At 71.6% G+C, this 19,288-nt stretch carries 18 protein-coding genes; 8 read left to right on the top strand and 10 right to left on the bottom strand.

Annotated features, from left to right (window positions below; all coding sequences use genetic code 11):
* Positions 1–86 precede the first annotated feature (86 nt).
* Positions 87–2,624: an FHA domain-containing protein gene (locus AB0G20_RS34415; protein ID WP_361309358.1), complete on the bottom strand. Its 2,538-nt coding sequence runs from the start codon at positions 2,622–2,624 to the stop codon at positions 87–89.
* A 241-nt stretch (positions 2,625–2,865) separates the two neighbouring features.
* Here AB0G20_RS34415 and AB0G20_RS34420 point away from each other — a divergent pair, with 241 nt between their 5' ends.
* Positions 2,866–5,625 (top strand): streptophobe family protein, encoded by a 2,760-nt coding sequence (locus AB0G20_RS34420; RefSeq protein WP_361309361.1) that lies wholly within the window; start codon positions 2,866–2,868, stop codon positions 5,623–5,625.
* A 129-nt stretch (positions 5,626–5,754) separates the two neighbouring features.
* Positions 5,755–6,981 carry a phosphoserine phosphatase SerB gene (gene serB, locus AB0G20_RS34425; RefSeq protein ID WP_361309364.1) on the top strand — a complete coding sequence of 409 codons (1,227 nt, stop codon included), beginning with the start codon at positions 5,755–5,757 and terminating at the stop codon, positions 6,979–6,981.
* A 57-nt stretch (positions 6,982–7,038) separates the two neighbouring features.
* Here the strand turns inward: serB and AB0G20_RS34430 are convergent, their stop codons facing one another.
* The 4 genes from AB0G20_RS34430 to AB0G20_RS34445 form a co-directional block, all read right to left on the bottom strand.
* Positions 7,039–7,557 (bottom strand): histidine phosphatase family protein, encoded by a 519-nt coding sequence (locus tag AB0G20_RS34430; RefSeq protein ID WP_361309366.1) that lies wholly within the window; start codon positions 7,555–7,557, stop codon positions 7,039–7,041.
* Between the two features lie 65 nt (positions 7,558–7,622).
* Entirely contained in the window at positions 7,623–7,829 is a 207-nt protein-coding gene (locus tag AB0G20_RS34435; protein ID WP_361309369.1) for a hypothetical protein, read from the bottom strand.
* A gap of 165 nt (positions 7,830–7,994) precedes the next feature.
* Positions 7,995–8,111, bottom strand: coding sequence for an SGM_5486 family transporter-associated protein (locus AB0G20_RS34440; RefSeq protein WP_097215821.1), 117 nt, complete (start codon positions 8,109–8,111; stop codon positions 7,995–7,997).
* A 69-nt stretch (positions 8,112–8,180) separates the two neighbouring features.
* Positions 8,181–9,560 carry a CynX/NimT family MFS transporter gene (locus AB0G20_RS34445; RefSeq protein ID WP_361309372.1) on the bottom strand — a complete coding sequence of 460 codons (1,380 nt, stop codon included), beginning with the start codon at positions 9,558–9,560 and terminating at the stop codon, positions 8,181–8,183.
* A 70-nt stretch (positions 9,561–9,630) separates the two neighbouring features.
* On the opposite strand from AB0G20_RS34445, the gene AB0G20_RS34450 reads away from it, so the two are divergent.
* Entirely contained in the window at positions 9,631–10,323 is a 693-nt protein-coding gene (locus AB0G20_RS34450; protein WP_248501593.1) for an FCD domain-containing protein, read from the top strand.
* Here the strand turns inward: AB0G20_RS34450 and AB0G20_RS34455 are convergent.
* The 3 genes from AB0G20_RS34455 to fabG form a co-directional block, all read right to left on the bottom strand.
* On the bottom strand, positions 10,301–10,651 hold the full coding sequence (locus AB0G20_RS34455; protein ID WP_361309374.1) for a hypothetical protein: 351 nt from the start codon (positions 10,649–10,651) through the stop codon (positions 10,301–10,303). The genes AB0G20_RS34450 and AB0G20_RS34455 overlap by 23 nt on opposite strands.
* A 160-nt stretch (positions 10,652–10,811) precedes the next feature.
* On the bottom strand, positions 10,812–11,579 hold the full coding sequence (gene fabI / locus AB0G20_RS34460; RefSeq protein ID WP_248501591.1) for an enoyl-ACP reductase FabI: 768 nt from the start codon (positions 11,577–11,579) through the stop codon (positions 10,812–10,814).
* Between the two features lie 5 nt (positions 11,580–11,584).
* Positions 11,585–12,289: a 3-oxoacyl-[acyl-carrier-protein] reductase gene (gene fabG, locus AB0G20_RS34465; RefSeq protein WP_361309378.1), complete on the bottom strand. Its 705-nt coding sequence runs from the start codon at positions 12,287–12,289 to the stop codon at positions 11,585–11,587.
* A gap of 270 nt (positions 12,290–12,559) precedes the next feature.
* Here fabG and AB0G20_RS34470 point away from each other — a divergent pair, with 270 nt between their 5' ends.
* From AB0G20_RS34470 to tyrS, 3 genes are read left to right on the top strand one after another with little or no spacing between them, the layout of a single operon-like run.
* Positions 12,560–14,083, top strand: coding sequence for a TldD/PmbA family protein (locus AB0G20_RS34470; RefSeq protein WP_361309381.1), 1,524 nt, complete (start codon positions 12,560–12,562; stop codon positions 14,081–14,083).
* On the top strand, positions 14,080–15,474 hold the full coding sequence (locus tag AB0G20_RS34475; RefSeq protein WP_361309383.1) for a metallopeptidase TldD-related protein: 1,395 nt from the start codon (positions 14,080–14,082) through the stop codon (positions 15,472–15,474). Before AB0G20_RS34470 ends, AB0G20_RS34475 begins: the two co-directional genes overlap by 4 nt.
* 56 nt (positions 15,475–15,530) lie before the next feature.
* Entirely contained in the window at positions 15,531–16,799 is a 1,269-nt protein-coding gene (tyrS, locus tag AB0G20_RS34480) for a tyrosine--tRNA ligase (protein WP_361309386.1), read from the top strand.
* Between the two features lie 60 nt (positions 16,800–16,859).
* Here tyrS and AB0G20_RS34485 read toward each other — a convergent pair whose 3' ends face one another.
* The gene (locus tag AB0G20_RS34485; RefSeq protein WP_361309389.1) at positions 16,860–17,135 is read right to left on the bottom strand and encodes a GlsB/YeaQ/YmgE family stress response membrane protein; all 276 of its coding nucleotides are present in this window, start codon (positions 17,133–17,135) and stop codon (positions 16,860–16,862) included.
* A 244-nt stretch (positions 17,136–17,379) separates the two neighbouring features.
* Here AB0G20_RS34485 and AB0G20_RS34490 point away from each other — a divergent pair, with 244 nt between their 5' ends.
* Both AB0G20_RS34490 and AB0G20_RS34495 read left to right on the top strand, forming a co-directional pair.
* Positions 17,380–17,775, top strand: coding sequence for a DUF3099 domain-containing protein (locus tag AB0G20_RS34490; RefSeq protein ID WP_361309392.1), 396 nt, complete (start codon positions 17,380–17,382; stop codon positions 17,773–17,775).
* 226 nt (positions 17,776–18,001) lie between these two features.
* Complete coding sequence (locus tag AB0G20_RS34495) at positions 18,002–18,214, top strand: hypothetical protein (RefSeq protein WP_361309394.1); 213 nt, start codon at positions 18,002–18,004, stop codon at positions 18,212–18,214.
* Positions 18,215–18,217: 3 nt separating this feature from the next.
* On the opposite strand, the gene moaA is transcribed toward AB0G20_RS34495, so the two are convergent.
* Entirely contained in the window at positions 18,218–19,207 is a 990-nt protein-coding gene (gene moaA / locus AB0G20_RS34500; protein ID WP_361309397.1) for a GTP 3',8-cyclase MoaA, read from the bottom strand.
* Positions 19,208–19,288: the final 81 nt, after the last annotated feature.

The raw sequence follows: 19,288 nt of genomic DNA on the forward strand, positions 1-19,288 counted from the left end.
ACCTCTGGGACAGCTGTAGGTACGCCGAAGGGCGGCACCCTCCTGACGGGGTGCCGCCCTTCGGGCGTCGTGTCGTACCGCGGTGACTACTTGCGCATGACCTCGGGCTCGTGGCGGCGCAGGAAGCGGGCCACGAAGAAGCCGCAGATCACACCGAGGACGAGGAGCGCGCCCATGTCCATGGCCCAGGCCCCGGCCGTGTGCTCCCACAGCGGGTCGGTGTCGCCGGCCGTCTCGGGCGGGCTGATCTTGTTGAAGTCCAGCGTGGCACCGGCGGCGGCGACCGCCCAGCGCGACGGCATCAGGAACGAGAACTGGTTGACGCCGATCGAGCCGTGCAGGGCGAACAGGCAGCCGGTGAAGACGACCTGGATGATGGCGAACATCACCAGCAGCGGCATGGTCTTCTCGGCGGTCTTCACCAGCGAGGAGATGATCAGGCCGAACATCATCGACGTGAAGCCCAGCGCCATGATCGGGATGGAGAGCTCGACGAGGGTGGCGCCGCCGAGGATCAGTCCCTCCTCGGGGATCTCGCGGCTGGAGAAGCCGATGACACCGACAAGCAGACCCTGGAGCACGGTGATCATGCCGAGCACGAACACCTTCGACATCAGGTACGCCGAGCGGGACAGGCCGGTCGCGCGCTCCCGCTCGTAGATGACCCGTTCCTTGATCAGCTCGCGGACCGAGTTCGCCGCGCCCGCGAAGCAGGCGCCGACCGCGAGGATCAGCAGGACCGTGGTGGCCGTGCCGTTCGGGATGATCCTGCCGGTCTCCGGGTTGGCCGGGTTCGGCAGCAGGCCCTTGTCCGCGTCGATGAGCAGGCTCACCGCGCCGAGCACGGCCGGCAGGATCACCATCAGCGCCAGGAAGCCCTTGTCGGACGCGATCACCGAGACGTAACGCCGGACAAGTGTGACGAACTGGGACATCCAGCCCTGCGGCTTCGGCGGCTTCATCGCCTGCATCTGCGGAACCTGTACGGACTGCGGCGCAACGGCGTCGATGTCCGCGGCGTACATCTGGTAGTGCTGCGAGCCCTTCCAGCGGCCCGCCCAGTCGTAGTCGCGGTAGTTCTCGAAGGCGGAGAAGACGTCGGCCCAGGTGTCGTAGCCGAAGAAGTTCAGCGCCTCCTCGGGCGGGCCGAAGTAGGCGACCGAGCCGCCCGGCGCCATCACCAGCAGCTTGTCGCAGATCGCCAGCTCGGCCACCGAGTGGGTGACGACGAGGACCGTACGGCCGTCGTCGGCCAGGCCGCGCAACAGCTGCATGACGTCGCGGTCCATGCCCGGGTCGAGACCGGAGGTCGGTTCGTCCAGGAAGATCAGCGACGGCTTGGTGAGCAGCTCCAGGGCGACCGAGACGCGCTTGCGCTGGCCGCCGGAGAGGGACGTGACCTTCTTGTCCTTGTGGATGTCGAGCTTGAGCTCGCGCAGCACCTCGTCGATGCGGGCCTCGCGCTCGGCGGCCGTGGTGTCGGCCGGGAAGCGCAGCTTGGCCGCGTACTTGAGGGCCTTCTTGACGGTCAGCTCCTTGTGCAGGATGTCGTCCTGCGGGACCAGACCGATGCGCTGGCGCAGCTCGGCGAACTGCTTGTAGAGGTTCCGGTTGTCGTACAGCACCTCGCCCTGGTTGGCGGGGCGGTAGCCGGTGAGCGCCTTGAGCAGGGTCGACTTGCCGGAGCCGGACGGGCCGATGACCGCGATCAGCGACTTCTCCGGGACGCCGAAGGAGACGTCCTTGAGGATCTGCTTGCCGCCGTCGACCGTGACGGTCAGATGACGGGCGGAGAAGGAGACCTCACCGGTGTCGACGAACTCCTCGAGCCGGTCGCCGACGATGCGGAACGTCGAGTGACCGACACCGACGACATCGGTCGGGCCGAGCAGCTGCGAGCCGCCCTTGGCGATGGGCTGGCCGTTGACGTACGTGCCGTTGTGGGAGCCGAGGTCGCGGATCTCCATGCGGCCGTCGGGCGTGGCGTGGAACTCGGCGTGGTGCCGGGAGACCTGCAGGTCGGAGACGACCAGCTCGTTCTCCAGGGCACGGCCGATGCGCATCACACGGCCGAGGGAGAACTGGTGGAACGTGGTCGGGCTGCGGTCGCCGTAGACCGGCGGTGCCCCCGCGACACCACCGGGACCCTGCTGCTGCGGGATGTGCGCCGCGGCCTGCTGCGGCTGCTGCCAGCCGGCCTGGGGGGCCTGCTGCTGCGGCTGCTGGTGCGGCGGCTGCTGGGCGGGGGCCTGCGGCGCCCAGCCCGGGTTCGCGCCCTGCGCGGCGTACGGCTGCTGCTGGGGCTGGGCCTGCGGCGTGGCGACGGAGGCCGCGGCGCCGGACAGGTTCAGGCGCGGGCCGTCGGTCGCGTTGCCGAGGTTGACGGCCGAGCCGGGGCCGAGCTCCATCTGATGGATGCGCTGCCCCTGCACGAACGTGCCGTTGGTGCTGCCGTGGTCCTCGATGACCCAACTGCGGCCGTTGAAGCTGACCGTGGCGTGACGCCAGGAGACCCTGGCGTCGTCGAAGACGACGTCCCCCTGCGGATCACGTCCGAGGGTGTATGCCCTGGACGGATCGAGCGTCCAGGTACGTCCGTTTGATTCCAGTACGAGTTCCGGCACTCCAGCCCCACTGAGTTGTCCCCCGAGTTATCCCCCGACATGGGGAGTCTAGGGATGTCGAACATCGGGGGGAACTATTTCAGGAGCGGCCCCCTGACCGAAAGTCGGGCCTTGTGAAGACCGCGTCCGGACGCATCAGCCGATTCCGTTGACGGGGTTGAAACCGGGCCGGAGAGTGGTATTTCGACGCGAGGGGGACATGCGTGGTGTTCCCGCCGCGCAGCGGATCGGGGGGTCTGCCATGAGTGCTGCCGCAGGGCTCGAAGCGGCGAGGGACGACGTGCGCGTGCCGTGGGGGGACGTGCTGATGTCCACCGTGGCCGCCGTGAGCTGGGCGTTGATCGGGATGGCGGGGACGGCGGCGCTGGGTCTGCGGCTGCTGGAGGCGGACACGGCGGGCTCGTTGGGGCCGATGACCGCGGCGGTGGTGGCCCTCGGGGCGGGTGGTTCGGTCACGCCGTCCGGTGATGTGTCGGCGTTCGGCCTCACGGGCGCGGAGGCGGACACGGCCATCGAGATCACGCCACTGGGGGTGAGCCTGGTCGGGGCGGTGCTGCTGTCGTGGTTCTTCCTGCGGTCCTTGCGGGCGGCGGGAGTTGTGATCTCGCCGGCCGAACTGCTCGCGCGGGCGGGGTCGGTGGTGGCGCTGTTCGTCGTCATGCTGGGCGGGCTGGCGTGGGCGGGGCACGATGTCATCACGATCGACGGGGGGTCCCTGGGGCTGGACGACGTGACCGGCGGGAGCGGGGGCGTCGAGATCCCGGGGCTGGGGGACGTCGGGGGGCTGCTGCCGGACCGGCTCGGCGACCTGGTCGACGCGCAGGCTGCGGTCGGCTTCACGGTCGACACCGCCCCGACGCTGCTCGGCGGGTTCGGCTGGTCGGCCGGGATCCTCCTCATCGCGCTGCTGGCCTCGCGCCGTACGCCACTGCCGCGGGGCTGGGAGGCCGTGCACCGGGTCGTGCGGCCTGCCGTGTCAGCGGTGGTGACCGTGCTGCTGGTGGCGGTGGCGGCGGGGTGCGCGGCGGCGGCGTACGCGGCGATCGGCGACGACCGTCCCGAGCGCATCGCCGGTGCGACGCTGCTCGGGGCGCCGAACGGGGTGTGGCTGGGAGTGCCGATCGGCCTTTTCGTGCCGTGGGACGGACGCGCGACGGGCGAACTGACCCGCTTCCTGCCGGACCCGCTGGACGACTTGCTCGGTGCCGAGTCCGGCGGGGCGGTGACGATGGGCCGGCTGGCCGAGCTGGACGGGCGGGTGTGGCTGCTGGCGGTGGCGGCCGCGTCGACGGTGCTGCTCGCGGGCGTATTGACGGGGGTGCGGACGCCGGTCCGGGCGGGGGCGGAGGGCCCGGGTCCCCTGCGCTTCGCGGGCCGGTGCGCGCTGCGGCTGGGGGTCGCGACCGCGCTCGCCCTGCCGCTGCTGGCCTGGCTGACGGACGTCTCCGTGACCGCCTCCCTGACCGTGCTCGGCTTCGACGCGTTCGGCGCGGGCATCGAACTGCACGGCCACCTCGGCATGGCCCTGCTGCTGGGCGCGGTGTGGGGCGCGGGGGCCGGGGCGGCGGGGGCGTTGCTCGCGTGGGGGTGTGGGGCGGCGGGCCGACGGGCTACGGCGTCGGCTCGGGGGGAGGGACCGGCCGCCCGGGTCGACGGGGCGGAGGGCCTGCCGGGCGCTGGGTGGTCCGAGTACGGGGCGGCGGGGGTGGGGTGGGCTGGGCCCGGAGCGGGTGCTCGGTGGGCTGACTACGGGGCGGATGCCGGTGCCGGTGCCGGGGAGTCAGAGGCCTGGGGCGGCCGGGGGTCGGCGGAGTACGGCGATGACGGTGGGCAGGCGTGGCCGGGGGCCGGCACGGGGCGGGCTGGGGACGATGCCGGTGCCGGGCACGCGGAGGCCTGGGGCGGCCCTGGCCCGGCGGGATACGACGAGGGCGGTGGGCAGGCCTGGCCGGGCGCCGGCACGGGGCGACCTGGGAACGATGCCGGTGCCGGGCACGCGGAGGCCTGGGGCGACCCCCACCCGGCGGGAAACAACGACAGCACCGGACAGACCAGGCCAACGACCGGCACAGGTCGACCTGGCTACGAAGCCCATGTCCGCCGGGCCGAAACCTGGGGCGACCAGGGCCCGGCGGCAAAGGACGACAGCACCGGACCGGCCAGGCCAGAGACCGGCACGGGGCGGCCTGGGGACGATGCCGGGGCCGGACCGGCCGGGAGCTGGAGCCGCCCGGGCCCGGCGAGGTACGACGAGGGCAGTGGGCAGGCGTGGCCGGGGGTCGGCGCAGTGCGACCCGGGGACGATGCCGGTGCCGGGAGGCCCGGAGGTCGGGGCGCGGAGCGAGGCGCGGGGGCGTCACGCGGCGAGGAAGCCGGGCCGTACGCACCGGGCACGCCGTACCGGCCGCCGAACCCGGACACCAACCCCTACCTCCGCGTGCCGGACGAACTGCAAGAGCCGGAGGACGCGAGGCCCCGGGGCCAGGAGCGCACGCCGGACCGTCCGCCGGAGTACGGAGAGGGACGGCAGGGTGGCAAGGAGCAGCAGCCGGGAGCCGTGCGGCGGCGCCCCGGTGAGGAGCCCCGGCCGGACCGGCATCACCCCGGCCCCGGCCATGCCCCGCACCCCGGGCCGGCGTCGAGCCCCGGCACACCCCACCACCCCGCACCACTCCCAAGCACCGACGGACCCCCACCGCCCGACGGCCCCCCACCACCCGGGCGACCCCCGCGCCCTGGCCCGCCGCAGCGCCCCGTCCCGCCGCAGCGCCCGAACCGAGCCCCGGAACCCGATCAGCCCGGGCCGCCCGACGACGAACCCCCCGACCCCGGCGACGTCTACGGCGCCCCCACCGTCGTACGGCCGGTCGGGCCGCCTCCGCGTGGTCCGCGGCAGTCGCCCGGGCCGAGGAACGGGAACGGGCCGCCGGCGCGGCCCGAGGAGGGGCCGCCGCCTCCGCCTCCCCCGCCGCCACCACGGAAACCGCGCGGTGGGAGGTGACCGGCGAGTGCGCCGGGCGCCGTACCGGTACGTAAGGTTCACGCCATCGCCGCGCCATGCAGTGTTCGCTGTCCGCCAGACGGACCTCGGGGGCGGTGTGCCCTGCCCGCCGGATACGGTGGAACCACCATGAGTGCTTCGCAGACCTCGTCTTCCGACGTCCCTGCCGACGTCCCCACCCTCCTTGTGAAGATCTTCGGCAAGGACCGGCCGGGCATCACCGCCGGCCTCTTCGACACCCTTGCCGCCTACTCCGTCGACGTCGTCGACATCGAGCAGGTCGTCACCCGTGGCCGAATGGTGCTGTGCGCGCTCGTGACCGAACCGCCCCCCGGCCTCGAGGGAGATCTGCGGGCGACCGTCCACAGCTGGGCCGAGTCGATGAAGATGCAGGCGGAGATCATCTCCGGCCTCGGCGACAACCGCCCCCGAGGGCTGGGCCGCTCCCTGGTCACCGTGCTCGGGCACCCGCTCACCGCGGAGGCGACGGCCGCGATCGCGGCACGGATCACGAAGACCGGCGGCAACATCGACCGTATCTTCCGGCTCGCCAAGTACCCCGTGACCGCTGTCGAGTTCGCCGTCTCCGGCGTGGAGACCGAACCGCTGCGCACCGCCCTGGTGACGGACGCGGCGAGGCTCGGTATCGACGTGGCGGTCGTAGCCGCCGGCCTGTACCGGCGCGCGCAGCGCCTGGTCGTCATGGACGTCGACTCGACGCTGATCCAGGACGAGGTCATCGAGCTGTTCGCCGCGCACGCCGGCTGCGAGGACAAGGTCGCCGAGGTGACCGCGGCCGCGATGCGCGGGGAGCTGGACTTCGAGCAGTCCCTGCACGCGCGCGTGGCGCTGCTGGAGGGCCTGGACGCCTCGGTCGTGGACAAGGTGCGCAGCGAGGTGCGGCTGACGCCGGGCGCCCGCACCCTGATCCGTACGCTGAAACGGCTCGGCTACCAAGTCGGTGTCGTCTCGGGCGGATTCACGCAGGTCACGGACGATCTGAAGGAACGGCTCGGGCTGGACTTCGCCCAGGCCAACACCCTGGAGATCGTCGACGGCAGGCTGACGGGCAAGGTCACCGGCGAGATCGTCGACCGCGCGGGCAAGGCCCGGCTGCTGCGCCGGTTCGCCGCGGAGGCGGGGGTGCCGCTGTCGCAGACGGTGGCGATCGGTGACGGCGCCAACGACCTGGACATGCTGAACGCGGCCGGTCTCGGTGTCGCCTTCAACGCCAAGCCGGTGGTGCGCGAGGCCGCGCACGCCGCGGTGAACTTCCCCTTCCTGGACACGGTCCTGTACCTGCTGGGCATCACGCGCGAAGAGGTCGAGGCGGCGGACACCCTCGACATCGTCTGAACCGACCAGCAGGGGCCCGGCACCGTGCGGTGCCGGGCCCCTGTCATGCGGAGATCGTCACTCGGCCGGCGCCCAGTAGTCCCGCAGCGTGGCCACGCCCGGCTCCAGGCTCTTCCACGTGCCGGTGAACGACAGCACGGCGAAGGCGGAGGCCGGGAACCCACGGCGGGTCATCCGCTCCCGGGCCTCGTCCTCGCCCGAGCCCGCCAGGACGTCGGCGAGGCCCTGGATGCCCGGGTTGTGCCCGATCATGAGGGCGTTCTGCACGTCGTCGGGGGTCTCGTTGAGCAGGGCGATCAGCTCGCCCGGCGAGGCATCGTAGATCCGCTCCTCGTAGACCGTTTTCGGCCGCTGCGGGAACTCATGGACGGCGAGCTTCCAGGTCTCCCGGGTCCGGACCGCGGTGGAGCAGAGGGCCAGGTCGAAGGCGATACCGGTGTCGGTCAGCCTGCGCCCGGCCTCCGCCGCGTCCATTCGGCCCCGGTCGGCGAGCGGACGCTCGTGATCGGTGACCTGTGGCCAGTCGGCTTTCGCATGGCGGAAGAGGACAATCCTGCGGGATTCTGCGACGCTCATGAGATCCAGCTTCGCATGAAACACGCCACGGGGCGCAGGGAGTTGACCACCGGCTTCGGCCGTGATCAGCGGGCCACCAGCTGCTGCGCACGCTCGAAGAGGTGCGTGATCGCCGGGTCGCCGGTGGCCGCGTGCGCGTCGGACGGGTGCAGGATCAGGGCGAGCAGTGCGGTGAAGGCGAGCACGGGCAGGGCGAGGGCCCACCAGGGCAGCCGGCCGGCGGCACCGGCCCGGGTCGCCGGGTGGGGCCGGGTGTGCGTGGGGGCCGACATGGGTGCCTCCGCTCTCCGAGTGGTCGGTGACCGTCTCGCGGTCACACACTCGAAGCTACGGAATCCGTGGCTGCCGACCCATCCGGTGATCCACCCACTTGACCCTGACCCTCACCCCCTAGGGGACAGGGGGGCTAACCCCACCAAGGGCCGTGTGAGCACCGGTCATGGCGAGGCGATGGTCGCGATGACGGCGATGACGATGAAGATCGCGAAGAACGCGCCGAACACGAGCAGCATCTTCTTCTGACCGTGCTGGGGATTCGGGTCGAGCACTGGCATGGGGCAAGTCTCCCACCCCCCGTCCATGTCGGGCGCCCCGGGGTGACTGCCGGTCCCCCGGGGCGTGGCTCAGCGGGCGGCCTCGTCCTCGACCGTGCGGTCGCGGCCGGCCAGGAAGCCGACGGCCATCTGCGGGATCATCAGGGCGCTCATCAGCGCGATCGGCAGGCCCCAGCCGCCGCTGTGCTGGTAGAGGACGCCCACCAGGAGCGGGCCGGGGATGGAGATCAGGTAGCCGGTGCTCTGCGCGAACGCCGACAGCTGGGCCACGCCCGGGCCGGTCTTGGCCCGCATGCCGACCATGGTCAGGGCGAGCGGGAAGGCGCAGTTGGCGACGCCGAGCAGCAGGGCCCAGGCCCAGGCGCCGGCGGCGGGTGCGAGATACAGCCCGGCGTAGCCGGCGAGGCCGCAGACGCCCAGGGCGATCACGATGGGGCCCTGGTGGGGCAGCCGGGTGGCCAGGCGGGGTATGACGAAGGCCAGGGGCACGCCCATCACCATGGTGACCGCCAGCAGCAGCCCGGCGGTGCCGGCGGGCACTCCGGCGTCGCGGAAGATCTGCGCCATCCAGCCCATGGTGACGTAGGCGGCGGTGGCCTGGAGCCCGAAGAAGACGGCCAGGGCCCAGGCGGTACGGCTCCGGGTCATCCGCAGCCGAGGCGTCTGCACGCGCGCGTGCTCCGTCGAGTCGGCGGCCTGCGTCCGTGCAGCCGTTTCCCGGCCCTGCACGGGCGCGTCGCCGCCGGTCTCCGTCCCTGCGGTCCTCTCCCCCGCCCCGGGCGGCGTGACGCGCCCCCGGACGAAGGGCAGCCACGGCAGGACCGCCGCCACGGCGAGCCCCGCCCACAGGGCCAGGCCCGTCTGCCAGCTGCCGCCGAGGGTGTCGGTCAGGGGGACCGTCACCGCGGCGGCGAGGGCCGTGCCGAGGGCGAGGGCCATCGAGTACAGGCCGGTCATGGAACCCACGCGGTCGGGGAACCAGTGCTTGACGATGACCGGCATCAGGACGTTGCTGACGGCGATGCCCATGAGGGCCAGGGCGCTGCCGGCCAGGAAGCCGGCCGTGCCGCCGGCGTAGGGCCGGACGATCAGGCCGGTGGCGATGGCGGCCATGCCGGCGCACACCACGGCGCCCGCCCCGAAGCGGCGGGCGAGCCGCGGGGCCATGACGCCGAAGACGGCGAAGCACAGCGGCGGCACGGAGGTGAGCAGTCCGGCCACGCTGCCGCTCATGCCGAGCCCGTCGCGGACCTCCTCCAGGAGGGCGCCGAGGCTGGTGATGGCGGGGCGGAGGTTCAGCGCGGACAGCACGATGCCGACGACGAGCAGCCGCATCGTCCACGCGCGGGTGGACGCGCCGCCCGGTTTCCCGGCGTCGTGCGCGGCCGAGCTGCGTACGGTCGGGGGCGTCGTCGTCCGGGTTTCCTCACTAGCCATGAGCCCCATCATAGAATCATAGGATGATTGACTGTCCAGTCCTCGGTTGCCTCCGGGCGCCCCGGTCGTGCGAAGGTGAGCCATGCCTCTGAGCCATCCCCGTCGCTCGGCCCTGTCCGAGCAGGTCATCGCCGCGCTGCGGGCCCAGATCACCTCGGGCGAGTGGCCGGTCGGCTCCCGGATCCCGACCGAACCGGAACTGGTCGAGCAGCTGGGTGTCGCCCGCAACACGGTCCGGGAGGCCGTCCGCGCCCTGTCGCACAACGGCCTGCTGGACATCCGCCAGGGTTCCGGCACGTACGTCGTGGCGACGAGCGAGCTGGCGGGCGTGATGCAGCGGCGGTTCGCCGAGGCGGACCCCCGGCACATCGCCGAGCTGCGCTCCACGCTGGAGTCGGCCGCCGCCCGGCTGGCCGCCGAGCGGCGTACGGAGAAGGACCTCAAGCAGCTCGACGCCCTGCTGCTGCGGCGCGAGGAGGCCTGGGAGTCGGGCGACAAGGAGGCGTTCGTCACCGCGGACGCGACCTTCCACCTGGCCGTCGTGTCCGCCTCCCACAACGACGTGATGACGGCCATGTACGCGGACCTGGGCGAGGTGCTGCGGGACTGGCTGCGCGAGGACGTCGGCGAGAAGCTGACCCCGGAGACGCACATGGACCACGGGCGGCTGCTCGAGGCGATCCGCGCGGGCGAGGCGGACACGGCCGCGGCGGAGGCGGCCCGCTACCCGTTCCTGTGCCGCCTGGGCGGGATCAGCTCTCCCGCCGGTGACTGATCCACACGTCGCCGATCTCTTTCCAGCACCGCCCGGTCAGCCGCACGGTCTGCGCGGGCCCGGCCGCCACCGGGGAACTGTCGGTGTCGATGTCCCACCAGCGGGCGCACTCGACGTGCAGGCTCACACGGTCCGTCTCGGGGTACGGGTTGTGGCAGTGGACGGTCACCTTGGAACCGGTGACGCGGACCCGGCACGCGGCGCCGAAGGGGTCCGCCGACTCGTCCCGGTCGGCGGGCACGCGCGCGTGGGGCACCGCCTCGTACGCCAGGGTCAGCACGAGCGCGACGGCGAGGGACAGTGAGGCCGTTCGGCGGGACAAGCGCACAAGGGGACCTCCTCGGCCGTGCTGGGGAGGGCATCGCGTGGTGAACGCGTACTCCAGACTGCCCAGTTGTGGCCCCGCCCGCCCGGCCGGGTGAGCCGAACGGGTGACGCCCCGCTCCCCGCGCGCTGCGGGAAACGGGGCGTCGGTGACGCGGGGGAGATCAGGCTCCGATGGCGTGCAGACCGCCGTCCACGTGGACGATCTCGCCGGTGGTCTTCGGGAACCAGTCGCTCAGCAGGGCGACGACGCCGCGGCCGGCCGGCTCGGGGTCCTTCAGGTCCCACTCCAGCGGGGAGCGGGAGTCCCACACGGAGGCCAGCTCGCCGAAGCCCGGGATGGACTTGGCGGCCATGGAGCCGAGCGGACCGGCCGAGACCAGGTTGCAGCGGATGTTCTGCTTGCCCAGGTCGCGGGCCATGTAGCGGCTGGTGGCCTCCAGGGCGGCCTTGGCCGGGCCCATCCAGTCGTACTGCGGCCAGGCGAACTGCGCGTCGAACGTCAGACCGACGACGGAGCCGCCGTTCTGCATCAGCGGCAGGCAGGCCATGGTGAGCGACTTCAGGGAGTACGCCGAGACGTGCATGGCCGTGGCGACCGACTCGAACGGCGTGTTGAGGAAGTTGCCGCCGAGGGCGTCCTGCGGGGCGAAGCCGATGGAGTGGACGACGCCGTCGAGGCCGCCGAGCTCCTCGCCGACGATGTCGGCCAGGCGCCCGAGGTGCTCGTCGTTGGTCACGTCGAGCTCGATGACCTTGGTGGGCTTGGGCAGCTTCTTGGCGATGCGCTCGGTCAGCGTGGGGCGCGGGAACGCCGTGAGGATGATCTCGGCGCCCTGCTCCTGGGCCAGCTTGGCGGTGTGGAAGGCGATGGAGGACTCCGTCAGCACACCGGTGATCAGGATGCGCTTGCCCTCGAGAATTCCGCTCATGGTGATCAGTGACCCATTCCCAGTCCGCCGTCAACGGGAATGACGGCTCCAGTGATGTACGAGGCGTCGTCCGAGGCGAGGAACCGCACCGCGGCGGCGATCTCCTCCGGCTGGGCGTACCGGCCGAGCGGCACCTGCGACACGATGCCGGAGCGCTGCTCGTCGGTGAGCACCTTGGTCATGTCGGTGTCGACGAAGCCGGGTGCGACGACGTTGAAGGTGATGTTGCGCGAGCCCAGTTCCCGGGCAAGGGAACGCGCGAAGCCGACCAGGGCGGCCTTGGAGGCGGCGTAGTTCGCCTGCCCGGCCGAGCCGAGCAGTCCGACCACGGAGGAGATGAGCACGACGCGGCCCTTCTTGGCGCGCAGCATGCCCCGGTTGGCACGCTTGACGACGCGGAAGGTGCCGGTGAGGTTGGTGTCGATGACCGAGGTGAAGTCCTCCTCGGACATGCGCATCAGGAGCTGGTCCTTGGTGACGCCGGCGTTGGCGACGAGAACCTCGACGGGGCCGTGGGTCTCCTCGATCTCCTTGTAGGCCTGCTCCACCTGCTCCGCGTCGGTGATGTCGCACTTGACGGCCAGGAAGCCGGCCGGCGGCTCACCCGAGCGGTATGTGATGGCGACCTTGTCGCCGGCATCGGCGAAAGCGCGGGCGATGGCGAGGCCGATGCCCCGGTTGCCTCCGGTGACGAGAACCGAGCGGCTCAACGGATCACCCTTTCCATAGCGGTCTGATACCCGCCCCGGGCGCCTGGACGACAGGCGGTGATGACAGGCGGCTTCCCCGAAAACCTATCGGTCCGGGCAGGCCCGCGGACAATCGGGCACCGACAGTGGCGTACGGGACTCACTGTCGGATCCCTACAGAAAGTCCCGGGTCCGGCTCCGGAAACTCATGGCCCGCGCGCGGGATGGACGACATGATCGGAGCAGCCGGACGCACGGCAACCACGGTCACCTCGACAGAAAGAGACGGCGGTGCCTCATACCATCGACGAGGCCTTCACGGCCCTCCCCCTACGCGCCCTCGCCGACGCGGCCCTCGCACGCGCGCGTGCGCTGGGCGCCGAGCACGCGGACTTCCGGTTCGAACGGGTGCGGGGCGCCTCCTGGCGGTTCCGGGACGCCAAGCCCGCCGGATCGTCGGACACCACCGACCTCGGGTACGCGGTGCGGGTGGTGCACGGCGGTACGTGGGGCTTCGCGTCCGGCGTCGACCTCACCATGGACGCCGCCGCCAGGGTCGCCGGGCAGGCGGTGGCGATGGCCAAGCTGTCCGCGCAGGTGATCAAGGCGGCCGGCTCGGACGAGCGGGTCGAGCTGGCCGACGAGCCGGTGCACGCCGAGAAGACGTGGATCTCGTCGTACGAGACCGACCCCTTCTCCGTGCCCGACGAGGAGAAGGCCGGGCTGATCGCGGAGTGGAGTGCCCGGCTGCTGGCGGCCGACGGCGTCGACCACGTCGACTCCTCACTGCTCACGGTCCACGAGAACAAGTTCTACGCGGACACCGCCGGGACCGTGACCACGCAGCAGCGGGTGCGGCTGCACCCGGTGTTCAACGCGGTGTCGGTGGACGAGTCGAGCGGCGAGTTCGACTCCATGCGCACCATCGCGCCGCCCGTGGGACGCGGCTGGGAGTACCTGACGGGCACCGGCTGGGACTGGGAGGGCGAGCTGGAGCGGATCCCGGAGCTGCTCGCCGAGAAGATGCGCGCGCCGAGCGTCGATCCGGGCCTGTACGACCTGGTCGTCGACCCGTCCAACCTGTGGCTGACCATCCACGAGTCCATCGGTCACGCCACCGAGCTCGACCGGGCGCTCGGCTACGAGGCCGCCTACGCCGGGACGTCCTTCGCCACGTTCGACCAGCTGGGCAGGTTGCGGTACGGCTCGGAGCTGATGAACGTCACCGGCGACCGCACCGCCGAGCACGGCCTGGCCACCATCGGGTACGACGACGAGGGCGTCGAAGGCCAGTCCTGGGACCTGGTCAAGGACGGCACGCTCGTCGGCTACCAGCTGGACCGGCGGATCGCGAAGCTGACCGGCTTCGAGCGGTCCAACGGCTGCGCCTACGCCGACTCCCCCGGGCATGTGCCGGTGCAGCGCATGGCCAACGTGTCGCTGCAGCCGGACCCGGCCGGGATGTCGACCGAGGACCTGATCGGGGGTGTGGAGCGCGGCATCTACGTCGTCGGCGACCGGTCCTGGTCGATCGACATGCAGCGCTACAACTTCCAGTTCACGGGTCAGCGCTTCTACCGGATCGAGAACGGGCGGCTCGCCGGGCAGCTGCGCGATGTCGCCTACCAGGCGACGACCACCGACTTCTGGGGCTCGATGTCCGCGGTGGGCGGACCGCAGACCTACGTGCTCGGCGGCGCCTTCAACTGCGGCAAGGCCCAGCCGGGCCAGGTCGCGGCCGTGTCGCACGGCTGCCCGTCGGCCCTCTTCAAGGGCGTCAACATCCTCAACACGACCCAGGAGGCCGGTCGATGAGCGCGCGTTCCAGCAAGCCGCACGAGGTCGTCGAGCGCGCCCTCGAACTGTCCCGGGCGGACGGCTGTGTCGTCATCGCCGACGAGCAGTCCACCGCCAACCTGCGCTGGGCGGGCAACGCGCTGACCACGAACGGCGTCACCCGCGGGCGCACGCTCACCGTCGTCGCCACGGTGGACGGCAAGGAGGGCACGGCCTCGGGGGTCGTGTCACGGTCCGCCGTGACCCCCGACGAGCTGGAGCCGCTGGTGCGGGCCGCCGAGGCCGCCGCGCGCGGCGCCGCCCCCGCCGAGGACGCACAGCCGCTGGTCACGGGCGTGGCACAGTCGCCGGAGTTCACGGAGGCGCCCACCGAGACCTCCTCCGCCGTGTTCGCCGACTTCGCTCCCGCTCTCGGCGAGGCGTTCGCACGCGCGCGTGCGGGCGGTCGCGAGCTGTACGGCTTCGCCAACCACGAGCTCGTGTCGTCGTACGTCGGCACGTCCACGGGACTGCGGCTGCGGCACGACCAGCCGAACGGGACGCTGGAGCTGAACGCCAAGTCGCCGGACCGGACCCGGTCAGCGTGGGCCGGGCGCTCCACCCGGGACTTCAAGGACGTCGACCCGGCGGCCCTGGACGCGGAGCTGGCCGTGCGCCTCGGATGGGCCGAGCGGCGCGTGGAGCTGCCCGCGGGGCGCTACGAGACGCTGCTGCCGCCGACGGCCGTGGCGGACCTGCTGATCTACCAGATGTGGTCGGCGTCGGGCCGGGACGCGGTCGAGGGCCGCACGGTGTTCTCCAAGCCGGGCGGGGGCACGCGGGTCGGCGAGAAGCTGACCGACCTGCCGCTGACCCTGCGCAGCGACCCGAACGAACCGGGCCTGGAGTCGGCGCCCTTCGTGATCGCGCACTCCTCCGGGGGCGACCAGTCGGTGTTCGACAACGGGCTGCCGCTCGCGGCCACCGAGTGGATGCGCGAGGGCGAGCTGCGGCACCTGACGACCAGCAGGCACAGCGCCGGCCTGACCGGACTGCCCGTGGCGCCGGGCATCGACAACATCGTCCTGGACGGGGGCGAGGACCGCTCCCTGGACGAGATGGTGGCGAGCACCGAGCGCGGGCTGCTGCTGACCTGCCTGTGGTACATCCGCGAGGTCGACCCGGCGACGCTGCTGCTCACCGGCCTGACCCGGGACGGCGTCTACCTCGTCGAGAACGGCGAGGTGACGGGCGAGGTGAACAACTTCCGGTTCAACGAGTCGCCCGTCGGAGTGCTCGGCCGGGCCACGGAGGCGGGGCGGACCGAGAAGACGCTGCCGAGGGAATGGAGCGACTGGTTCACCAGGGCGGCGATGCCGGCGCTGCGCGTCCCCGATTTCAATATGAGCTCTGTCAGCCAGGGCGTATAACCTCGTAGTCGGCTGTCACCCGACTGCCCGAAGATCATCGAGGAGACACGAGAACCGTGACGGACATCGTCGACGAGCTGAAGTGGCGCGGGCTGTTCGCCCTGTCCACTGACGAGGACGCTTTGCGCAAGGCGCTCGCGGACGGTCCCGTCACGTTCTATTGCGGTTTCGACCCGACGGCGCCGTCGCTGCACGTGGGGCACCTGGTGCAGGTGCTCACCGTGCGGCGGCTCCAGCAGGCAGGTCACCGGCCGCTGGCGCTGGTCGGCGGCGCCACGGGCCTGATCGGCGACCCGCGTCCGACCGCGGAGCGCACGCTGAACTCCCCGGAGACGGTCACCGGCTGGGTCGCCAAGCTGCGCGCCCAGATCGAACCGTTCCTGGACTTCGAGGGCGAGAACGCGGCCGTCATGGTCAACAACCTCGACTGGACGGGGAACCTCTCCGCGATCGAGTTCCTCCGCGACATCGGCAAACACTTCCGCGTCAACAAGATGCTGACGAAGGAGTCCGTGGCCCGGCGCCTGGAGTCCTCCGAGGGCATCAGCTACACGGAGTTCAGCTACCAGCTCCTCCAGGGCATGGACTTCCTGCAGCTGTACCGCCGGCACGGCTGCACCCTGCAGACCGGCGGCAGCGACCAGTGGGGCAACCTCACGGCGGGCCTGGACCTGATCCACCGCCTGGAGCCGGACGTCACCGCCCACGCCGTGGCCACGCCGCTGATGACGAAGGCGGACGGCACCAAGTTCGGCAAGACCGAGGGCGGCGCCGTCTGGCTCGACCCGGAGATGACGACGCCGTACGCGTTCTACCAGTTCTGGCTGAACGTGGACGACCGGGACATCTCCCGGTACATGCGCATCCTGTCCTTCCGTTCCCGCGAGGAACTGGAGGAACTGGAGAAGCAGACCGAGGAGCGTCCGCAGGCCCGTGCCGCACAGCGCGCGCTGGCCGAGGAGCTGACGACGCTGGTGCACGGCGCCGACCAGACGGCCGCCGTGATCGCCGCGTCCAAGGCCCTCTTCGGGCAGGGCGAGCTGGCGGAGCTCGACGAGAAGACGCTGGCCGCGGCCCTGTCGGAGGTGCCGCACATCCAGGTCGCCGAACTCGGCCAGGCGGTGGACCTGTTCGCCGAGGTCGGCCTGGTGGCCAGCAAGTCGGCCGCGCGCCGCACGGTCAAGGAGGGCGGCGCCTACGTGAACAACGTCAAGGTCGCCGGCGAGGACGCCGTCCCCGCCAAGGAGGACCTGCTGCACGGCCGCTGGCTGGTGCTGCGCCGGGGCAAGAAGAACCTGGCCGCGGTCGAGGTCACGGGCGGCTGAGAGTGCGCGGAAGGGGGCGGTCTCCGGTGCCGGAGACCGCCCCCCTTGCCGTGCGCCCCGTCATGCCCGGCGTTTTTCTCCCCTGGCCGCCGTCCAGGCCCGGTCACCCAGACCGACGAGGATGAGCGCGGCCACCAGTTGGAAGATGTGCCGCCACCAGTCGATGCCCGCCGTGGCCTCGACACCGGCCGACCGCGCGATGGCGTTGCCGGCGATGCCGCCGATCATGCCGAGGATGACGGTCAGCCACAGCGGAATGTGCTGCTTGCCCGGAATGATCGCCTTGGCGAGCAGGCCGAGTACCAGTCCTACGATGATCGCCCACAACCAGCCCATCGCTGCCTCCTCGTACGGCTTGACGCGAGCACTACGGCCAGTGTCGGCCCGGGCGTCGTACGCCGCATGCCGACGCGGGCCGTACGCGGGACGGCGCAGGCCGTTCGCCCGGGCGGTGCGCCACCCGGTCTCGTGGCCGGCCCAGCCGCGGCGTAACGTGGGAGCTGTCCCGGTCAGGTTCCCCGACCGGCCGAGGGCTGCTACGGGGCGGGGAGAGTCCGATACGGGCGGATGGTGGAATGCGATGCGGAAGCAGCATGGCGGCGGCAACGTCCAGGTTTTCCGGATCACCGGCGCCCGGACGGGACTTCAGGAAGACGTACGCGGGCGGCAGCGCCGGTACGTGATCTCGATGACGGTCCGCACGATCTCCGTGATCCTCGCGGCCACCTTGTGGAACGTCGAGCGGCACGTCGCCATCGTGGCGTTGGTGCTGGGGCTGGTGCTGCCGTACATCGCGGTGGTGATCGCGAACGCCGGGCGCGAGAACGCGCCGTCTCTGCCGTCGACGTTCGTGGCGGCGCCGACGCGTCCGATGATCACGCCGCCGGGTGCGCAGGACGGCCCCGCGGAATCCGTCGCGGAAGATGCCGTGTCCGGGCCGGGGACGGGTGCGCGGAGCGAGTCGCACGAACAGTAGGGCGCCCGAGCGGAAAACACGGGAGATCACCAAGGGAAGTCATCTTCCCGCCAAGCTCAAGAAAAGCTCAGATCAATCACGTTGTTCCAGTGCCGGGCTCGGGGTTACCCGTGACATACTTCGTACGCGCTCCGCATCCCCCGTCGGAGCGACGGACCGACGCCGGGCAGCTCCCCCCGTGGCTGCTCGGCGTCGCCTTTTCTGTGTGCAGTGGTGAGACGAAGCTGTGAGTGACGAGACGCCCATCTGTTCCGCGAAGGGCTGCCGGGCCGAGGCCGTGTGGGTGCTGGCGTGGAACAACCCGAAGATCCATACGCCGGAGCGGCGCAAGACCTGGCTGGCCTGTGAGGAGCATCGCGAGCACCTGTCGCAGTTCCTCGGCGTGCGCGGGTTCCTGAAGGACGTCGTCCTGCTGAAGGAGTGGGAAGAGACCGACTAGGTCTCAGCCCCCGATGGCCGACATCGGCCGGTCGGGCTGCACGAACGTCGGGTCGTCCAGGCCCGCTCCCGCCTTCTTGCCCCACATCGCCAGGCGCCAGATGCGGGCGATCTCCTCGTCCGGGGCGCCCGAGCGCAGGACGGCGCGCAGATCCGTCTCCTCCTGGGCGAACAGGCAGGTGCGGACCTGGCCGTCGGCCGTCAGGCGGGTGCGGTCGCAGGCCGCACAGAACGGGCGGGTCACGGAGGCGATGACGCCGACCACATGCGGGCCGCCGTCGACGAGCCAGCGCTCCGCCGGGGCCGAGCCGCGCTTCTCCTCGCCCTCTGCGGTCAGCTCGAAGCGCGTGCGCAGGGACGTCAGGATGTCGCCGGCCGTGATCATGCCGTCGCGCTTCCAGCCGTGCTGGGCGTCCAGGGGCATCTGCTCGATGAAGCGCAGCTCGTAGTCGTGCTCCACGGCCCAGGCCAGCAGGTCGGGGGCCTCGTCGTCGTTGAGCCCCGGCATCAGGACCGAGTTGACCTTGACCGGGGTCAGGCCGGCGTCGCGGGCGGCGTGCAGGCCCTCGATGACGTCCTTGTGGCGGTCGCGGCGGGTGAGGGTCTTGAAGACGTCCGGGCGGAGTGTGTCGAGGGAGACGTTGACCCGGTCCAGGCCCGCCTCCTTCAGGGCCGCCGCCGTGCGCTTGAGGCCGATGCCGTTGGTGGTGAGGGACATCTGGGGGCGCGCTTCGAGGGCCGCGACGCGCTCGACGATGCCGACCAGGCCCGGGCGCAGCAGGGGCTCGCCGCCGGTGAAGCGGACCTCCTCGATCCCGAGGGACGTGACCGCGATGTCGATCAGGCGGACGATCTCGTCGTCCGTGAGCAGGTCCGGCTTGGCCAGCCACTGCAGGCCCTCCTCGGGCATGCAGTACGTACAGCGCAGATTGCACCGGTCGGTCAGTGAGACCCTCAGGTCGGTGGCCACCCGGCCGTAGGTGTCGATGAGCACGTGGGCCCCCTCCCTCGTCGCGGATCGTGCGTGCGGCTCTGCTTCTCCGTCACCTGCGAGCCTACGTGACCGCACCGACAA

Origin of the sequence: Streptomyces sp. NPDC024017, assembly GCF_040638895.1 — a bacterium.
GTDB lineage: Bacteria > Actinomycetota > Actinomycetes > Streptomycetales > Streptomycetaceae > Streptomyces.